A 7155-nucleotide genomic window follows, 5' to 3' on the forward strand; every position below is an offset into this window, starting at 1 on the left:
TTACAATTGGTATTGTTTTGGCATTATCAACGGAACAGGGGGAATCACATGACCGCATCCGGCACCGAGGCAAGGCATCCGGCATCGACAGGGCTTCACGCGCGCTCCGGCAGCGATGTGCTGGGCATCCTGCTTCAGGCGCAGGTCTCGGCGCTGGGCGCGCTGGAAGCCGCGCTGCCGGCGCTTGAGCGCGCGGCCGAGGCCGCCGGCGCTGCGCTGCGCCGGGGCGGCAAGCTCGGCTATGCCGGGGCCGGTTCCTCGGGGTTGATGGCGCTGGCGGATTGCCTGGAACTGGCCGGCACCTTCGGCATCGCGCCCGAACGCACGCCCATGATGTTCGCCGGCGGGGCCGAGGCGCTTTTGCATCTGAAGGGCAGCGTCGAGGACGATCCGGCGCTGGCGCTGGCCGATCTGGACCGGGCCGGGCTTGCGGCGGGGGATGTGATCTTGTGCCTCTCGGCCTCGGGGCGCACGCCCTATGCGCTGGCGATCACCACGGCTGCGCAGGAGCGCGGCGTGACCGTGGCCGGCTTTGCCAATGTGGCGGGCTCGGCCCTGCTGGAACGCGCCGACATTCCAGTGCTGATCGAGACCGGGGCCGAGGTCGTCTCGGGCTCGACCCGCATGGGGGCTGCCACGGCGCAAAAGGTGGCGCTGAACATGCTCTCGGTGCTGGTCGCGATCCGGCTGGGCCATGTCCATGACGGCTACATGGTCAACCTGGTGGCCGACAACATCAAGCTGGTGGACCGCGCCGCCCGCATCGTCGCCGCCGTGGCGGGCGTGACCCGCGACGAGGCCGAGGTCGCGCTGTCGCGCACCGGCGGCGCGGTCAAGCCCGCGATCCTGGTCGCGCGCGGCATGGCGTCTGACACGGCCGAGGCGCGGCTGGCCGAAACCGGGGGCCTGCTGGCCCCGCTGATCTGATTTCAACCAGAGGGTCCGCGAGAGACCCGATGCCGAAGGGAGAAGACCATGACCAAGACCATCCGCCTGGCACTGCTGACCAGCACCCTGCTGACCGGCGCCGCCTGGGCCCAGGACGTCACGCTGACCATCGAGAGCTGGCGCAACGACGATCTCGCCATCTGGCAGGAAAAGATCATCCCGGCCTTCGAGGCCGCCAATCCCGGCATCAAGATCAATTTCGCGCCCTCGGCGCCGCCGGAATACAACGCGGTGCTGAATTCCAAGCTGGATGCGGGCTCGGCCGGCGACCTGATCACCTGCCGGCCCTTCGACGCCTCGCTGGAACTGTTCAAGAAGGGCAAGCTGGCCGATCTGAGCGACCTGGTGGCGATGGCCAATTTCTCGGACGTGGCCAAATCGGCCTGGCAGACCGATGACGGCGCCCAGACCTTCTGCGTGCCGATGGCCTCGGTGATCCATGGCTTCATCTACAACAAGACCGCCTTCGACGAACTGGGCCTGACCCCGCCCAAGACCGAGGCGGAGTTCTTTGCGCTGCTCGACAAGATCAAGGAAGACGGCACCTATATCCCGATGGCCATGGGCACGGCCGACCAGTGGGAAGCCGCGACCATGGGCTATCAGAACATCGGCCCGAACTACTGGCATGGCGAGGAGGGCCGCAAGGCGCTGATCGAGGGCACGTCGAGCCTGACCGACGATGGCTGGGTCGCGCCCTTCCGCCAACTGGCGAAGTGGAAGGACTACCTGGGCGACGGGTTCGAGGCGCAGACCTATCCCGACAGCCAGAACCTGTTCACGCTGGGCCGCGCCGCGATCTATCCGGCTGGCTCGTGGGAGATCGGCGTCTTCGGCCCGCAGATCGGCGGCGCCTTCGAGATGGGCGCCTTTCCGCCCCCCGTCCCGGCCGAGGGCGACACCTGCTATATCAGCGACCATACCGACATCGCACTGGGGCTGAATGCCGCGACGAAGCACCCGGAAGAGGCGCGGAAATTCCTGGAATGGGTCGGCTCGTCGGAATTCGCCTCGCTTTACGCCAATGCGCTGCCGGGCTTCTTCTCGCTGAACTCGGCCCCGGTCGAGATGGAGGATCCGCTGGCCAGGGAATTCGTCGGCTGGCGCGAGACCTGTGAGCCCACCATCCGCTCGACCTACCAGATCCTGTCGCGCGGCACGCCGAACCTGGAGAACGAGACCTGGACCGCCTCGGCCAACGTGATCACCGGCGCCGAGACGCCCGAGGCCGCGGCCGAGAGGCTGCAACAGGGCCTGGCCGCGTGGTACGCGCCGCAGCAGAAGTGACGCCTGGCCGGGCCTGACGGCCCGGCGATGGCGGGGGGCTTTCCGCCCCCCGCACCCCCCGAGGGTATTTTTCAAACGGAAAAAGGAGGGCGTCATGGCGCAGCGGAAAGCGTTTCGCTGGCATATCGCGGTGTTTCTTGCGCCTGCGGTGCTGGTCTATACCGCCATCATGATCGTTCCGCTGTTCGGGACGCTGAACCTGTCGCTGTTCAATACGGGCGAGGAAGGGCGGGTCTTCGTGGGCCTGCGGAACTTTGCCACGCTGTTCGGCGATCCGCGCTGGTCGGCGAGTTTCTGGAACGCGCTGGGCAACAACGCCTGGTTCTTCCTGGTTCACATGCTGGTGCAGAACCCGGTCGGCGTGGCGCTGGCGGCGCTGCTGAGCTCGCCGCGGCTGCGGGGGGCGGCGTTTTATCGCACCGCCATCTTCATCCCGACCATCCTGTCCTTCGTCATCGTCGGCTTCGTCTGGAAGCTGATCCTGTCGCCGATCTGGGGCATTGCGCCGGGGATGCTGGATGCCGTCGGGCTGAAGGGGCTGTTCGCGCCCTGGCTGGGCCGCGAAGGCACGGCGTTGACCACGCTGGCGCTGATCTCGGTCTGGCAGTTCGTCGGCATCCCGATGATGCTGATCTATGCCGCGCTGCTGTCGATCCCCGACGAGGTGATCGAGGCGGCCGAGATGGACGGCGTCACCGGCTGGTCGCAGTTCTGGAAGATCAAGCTGCCGCTGATTCTGCCCTCGATCGGCATCATCTCGATCCTGACCTTCGTCGGCAACTTCAACGCCTTCGACCTGATCTACGTCACCCAAGGGGCCTTGGCGGGGCCGAATTTCTCGACCGACATCCTGGGGACGTTCCTTTACCGCACCTTCTTCGGCTTCCAGTTGCAGATCGGCGATCCGCATATGGGCGCGACCATCGCCACCGCCATGTTCGGCATCATCCTGCTGGGTGTCAGCTTCTACCTGTTCGCCATCCAGCGCCGGCTGCGCCGCTATCAGTTCTGAGGTGAGACCATGAGCCAAGCCCGCCATTCCACCGCACGCAGCCTGGCCGCCCATGCCGTGCTGATCCTTTACACGGTGATCGCGCTGTTCCCGGTCTTCGTCGTGGTCATCAACAGCTTCAAGAACCGCCGCGCGATATTCGCCGATCCGCTGGCCGTGCCGACGGCCGAAAGCTTCGACCTGGTCGGCTATCGCACGGTGCTGGCGCAGGGGGATTTCGTCCTTTATTTCCAGAACTCGCTGATCGTGACCGTGGCCAGCCTGTTCTTCGTGCTGCTGTTCGGCGCCATGGCGGCATTCGCCCTGTCGGAATACCGCTTTCGCGGCAACATGCTGATGGGGCTGTATCTCGCGCTGGGGATCATGATCCCGATCCGGCTGGGCACCGTCGCCATCCTGCAGATGATGGTGGCATCGGGGCTGGTGAATACGCTGACGGCGCTGGTGCTGGTCTATACGGCGCAGGGGCTGCCGCTCGCGGTGTTCATCCTGTCGGAATTCATGCGCGGCGTCTCGGACGACCTGAAGAATGCCGGCCGCATCGACGGGCTTTCGGAATACACCATCTTCTTCCGGCTGGTCCTGCCCTTGGTGCGCCCCGCCATGGCCACCGTTGCCGTATTCACCATGATCCCGATCTGGAACGACCTGTGGTTTCCGCTGATCCTGGCGCCCAGCGAGGCGACCAAGACCATCACGCTGGGCAGCCAGGTCTTCATCGGCCAGTTCGTCACCAACTGGAACGCTGTGCTGGCGGCGCTGAGCCTCGCCATCCTGCCGGTGCTGGTGCTCTACCTGATCTTCTCGCGCCAGCTCATCCGCGGCATCACCGCCGGCGCGGTGAAATGACGGCCATCGACATGAACGCCAACAAGGAGTGATCCCGATGGGAGCCCTGACCCTTAACCAAGTCACCAAGTCCTTCGGCACCACCCAGGTCATCAAGGGCGTCGACCTGAATGTCGAGGATGGCGAGTTCTGCGTCTTCGTCGGTCCCTCGGGTTGCGGCAAGTCCACGCTTCTGCGCATGATCGCCGGGCTCGAGGACGTGACCTCGGGCGACGTGACCATCGACGGCGCGCGCGTCAACGACCTGGCCCCGGCCCGGCGCGAGATCGCCATGGTGTTCCAGAGCTATGCGCTCTACCCGCACCTGACCGTGCGCGACAACATGGGGCTGGCGCTGAAGCAGGCCGGCACGCCCCGGGCGCAGATCCTGCAGGCGACCGAGAAGGCGGCCGAGATGCTGGCGCTGGCGCATCTGCTGGAGCGGCGCCCGGCCGAGCTGTCGGGCGGCCAGCGCCAGCGCGTCGCCATCGGCCGCGCCATCGTGCGGCGGCCCAAGCTGTTCCTGTTCGACGAGCCGCTGTCGAACCTTGACGCCGCGCTGCGCGTGCAGACCCGCATCGAGATCGCCCGGCTGCATCGCGAATTGGGCGCGACGATGATCTACGTCACCCACGACCAGGTCGAGGCGATGACGCTTGCCGACAAGATCGTCGTCCTGCGCGGCGGCGTGGTCGAGCAGGTCGGCCGGCCGATGGACCTCTACAACGACCCGGACAACACCTTCGTCGCCGGTTTCATCGGCAGCCCGCAGATGAATTTCCTCGATGCCGGCAAGTTGGGCCTGCGCTCGGACAGGCTGGGCATCCGCCCCGAGCATCTGGTGCCCGGCGGCGGCCAGATCAGCGGCCGCGTCAGCCATGTCGAGAAGCTGGGCGGCGAGACGCTGGTCTATCTTTCCTCGGACGACCACGGGCTTCTGACCGTGCGGCTGTTCGGCGAGCAGGACTATGCCGTGGACGAGGTGGTGGGACTGGGCTTCGAGCCGAACCGCGCCTTTCACTTCGACGCCGAGGGCCGGCGGCTGCGCTAGATCACCACCACGCCCGAATGCTTGGCCTTGTGCTCGGGCTCGACATGGATGGTGATCAGCGCGCCGGGCAGCTTGCGCTTCAGCGCCTGCTCGATCCGGTCGCAGATGTCGTGGGCCGCATCGACCGTGGTCTGGCCGTCCACCACCAGGTGGAAGTCGATGAAGGTGCGCGGCCCGGCATGGCGGGTGCGCAGGTCATGCGCCTCGATGGCGCCGGCGGCGGCGTCCGAGATGGTGGCGCGGATATCGGCCAGCGTGTCCTCGGACACCGCCTCGTCCATCAGCCCCGACAGCGAGCTGGCCATCACCTTCCAGCCCGACCACAGGATGTTGAGCGCGACCAGCGCCGCCAGCGCAGGGTCCAGCACCGCCCAGCCGGTCACGACCGCCAGCGTCACGCCGGCCACCACGCCCACGGACGAGATCACGTCCGACAGCAGGTGACGCCCATCCGCGACCAGCGCCGGCGATCTCAGCCGGCGGCCGCGGGTGATCAGCACCCAGCACCACAGCCCGTTCAGCACGCTGGCCAGGCCGTTGACCAGCAGCCCCTCCAGCGGCGCGTCCAGCATGCGCGGGTTCTGGAAACCGTGCCAGGCTTCGCGCAGGATCAGCAGCGCGGCGACGATGATCATCACCCCCTCCAGCACGGCGCTGAAGAATTCCGCCTTGTGATGGCCATAGGGATGGTCCCTGTCGGCGGGCTTGGCGGCGACGCGGATGGCGATCAGCGCGGCGACGGCGGTGGCCACGTTCACCGTGCTTTCCAGCGCATCCGAAAGCAGCGCGACCGAGCCGGTCAGCCACCAGGCCAGCGCCTTGAGCGCCAGCACGATCAGGCCGACGACGATGCTGCCGAAGGCGATCTTCTCGGTCGCGGACATGCGCGCTTTCCTTTCCGAATCCGTCGCGCGGGGGTTTTAGCCGGGATGGCTGCCCGGGCCAACCGCCGTTGCCGGGCCAAGGCGGCAGGCCCCGGGGGCGGGGAACCTTCCGCGCGTCTTGCCCGGCCTCCACCTGCGCGCGATCCCGGGCCGCGCAGTATTGCTGCGAATCGCATTTCATGACACATGAATGGCGATTCGTGACAACAAACGGGACGCTCAAGACTCACGCCTCGGCTGGGAGATTGCACATACCTATAGGCGTGCGCGATGTGGGCAATACGCGTATCGCGGCACTGTCCGAAGATGCAGTTCATGCCTGAACTGTCGGCAAGGACGGATCGCCAGTTGCGGAAACGGTTGGAGAGCCAGGCAAGGGCCCGGCCGCCGACCGCCACCTGAAAAAAGCGATCCGGCATGACTGTCGACCGCAAGGGTTGAGTGCGATGGAATCGCGCAGGGTGTTAACCAGACAGTATCCTGTGCCCACATAGTATTGGGTAGAACTTGCCAGGTTCAAGGTTGACGGTGAGTTGTTAATGATTGGAGAGGAACATGGAGGTATCCCCAAAAACCGTTGTCACGTTTTGCAACGGCTCGTCCGTAACGCCTTGCCCCCTGTTCATCCGCGCCATTGTCAGGAATTGCAGGTTCCAGATCTTTGCCATTTTCTGCATGGTCCTGCTTGTCTTGATGCGCCCCTATCGGGCCCATGCCGAACTGGATAAATGGCAGTCCGTTTCGATAATATTTTCCATGGGGGTGGTCGTCCTTGCCCTGTATTTCCTGCTTTTCTCGCTTGCGGGGAAATTCGGCGGCCGGCTTGGCATTCGCAGCGTCCATACGATCTGGATGGTCCTGCTGACATCGTTCATCGCGACGTTTCTGGGCGAATGGAGTGTTTCGCTGTTCGATGGGCCCAGATTGCCCGTTCGTGAAACCACGTTCCTGTGGGTTTTCCATTTCGCGATCTTCCTTGGGCTGGAAGTCGTTTTTGGAATTTTTGTCCTTCCCGATGAGCGTTGTTGCAGAACTCATGAGCTTCCGGGATTCACGGCGTGAATCCGGTGGGTTAAGAGCCTGCCATGAGCAAGCCCGAACCTGCCCGCTACCGTACGACCAACTGGAAATCCTATAACGACGCG

Annotated in this window: 7 protein-coding genes; 5 read left to right on the forward strand and 2 right to left on the reverse strand. The window is 65.2% G+C overall.

Annotated elements, in window-relative coordinates:
- The first annotated feature begins 48 nt into the window (after positions 1-48).
- From QPR87_RS13875 to QPR87_RS13895, 5 genes are all read left to right on the forward strand, one after another.
- Positions 49-927, forward strand: a complete 879-nt coding sequence (locus QPR87_RS13875; protein ID WP_285049896.1) for an N-acetylmuramic acid 6-phosphate etherase — start codon at positions 49-51, stop codon at positions 925-927.
- Between the two features lie 48 nt (positions 928-975).
- On the forward strand, positions 976-2235 hold the full coding sequence (locus tag QPR87_RS13880; protein WP_285049897.1) for an ABC transporter substrate-binding protein: 1260 nt from the start codon (positions 976-978) through the stop codon (positions 2233-2235).
- A gap of 94 nt (positions 2236-2329) precedes the next feature.
- Positions 2330-3247, forward strand: a complete 918-nt coding sequence (locus QPR87_RS13885) for a carbohydrate ABC transporter permease (RefSeq protein WP_011748751.1) — start codon at positions 2330-2332, stop codon at positions 3245-3247.
- Positions 3248-3256: 9 nt separating this feature from the next.
- Positions 3257-4096 (forward strand): carbohydrate ABC transporter permease, encoded by an 840-nt coding sequence (locus tag QPR87_RS13890; protein WP_011748750.1) that lies wholly within the window; start codon positions 3257-3259, stop codon positions 4094-4096.
- A 37-nt stretch (positions 4097-4133) separates the two neighbouring features.
- On the forward strand, positions 4134-5126 hold the full coding sequence (locus tag QPR87_RS13895) for an ABC transporter ATP-binding protein (protein ID WP_011748749.1): 993 nt from the start codon (positions 4134-4136) through the stop codon (positions 5124-5126).
- Here the strand turns inward: QPR87_RS13895 and QPR87_RS13900 are convergent.
- Complete coding sequence (locus QPR87_RS13900) at positions 5123-6010, reverse strand: cation diffusion facilitator family transporter (RefSeq protein WP_011748748.1); 888 nt, start codon at positions 6008-6010, stop codon at positions 5123-5125. The two genes, QPR87_RS13895 and QPR87_RS13900, sit on opposite strands and share 4 nt — an antisense overlap.
- Positions 6011-6526: 516 nt before the next feature.
- A partial coding sequence (locus QPR87_RS13905; RefSeq protein WP_285049898.1) for a hypothetical protein occupies positions 6527-7155 on the reverse strand: 629 nt, incomplete at its 5' end.

The sequence above is a fragment of the Paracoccus sp. SSJ genome, from assembly GCF_030234105.1.
Taxonomy (GTDB): Bacteria; Pseudomonadota; Alphaproteobacteria; order Rhodobacterales; family Rhodobacteraceae; genus Paracoccus; species Paracoccus denitrificans.

Excerpts from the sequence above, each read along its gene's own strand:
- QPR87_RS13875 (WP_285049896.1), top strand. The coding sequence starts at position 49 with ATGACCGCATCCGGCACCGAGGCAAGGCATCCGGCATCGACAGGGCTT.
- QPR87_RS13880 (WP_285049897.1), top strand. The coding sequence starts at position 976 with ATGACCAAGACCATCCGCCTGGCACTGCTGACCAGCACCCTGCTGACC.
- QPR87_RS13900 (WP_011748748.1), bottom strand. The coding sequence starts at position 6,010 with ATGTCCGCGACCGAGAAGATCGCCTTCGGCAGCATCGTCGTCGGCCTG.
- QPR87_RS13895 (WP_011748749.1), top strand. The coding sequence starts at position 4,134 with ATGGGAGCCCTGACCCTTAACCAAGTCACCAAGTCCTTCGGCACCACC.
- QPR87_RS13885 (WP_011748751.1), top strand. The coding sequence starts at position 2,330 with ATGGCGCAGCGGAAAGCGTTTCGCTGGCATATCGCGGTGTTTCTTGCG.
- QPR87_RS13890 (WP_011748750.1), top strand. The coding sequence starts at position 3,257 with ATGAGCCAAGCCCGCCATTCCACCGCACGCAGCCTGGCCGCCCATGCC.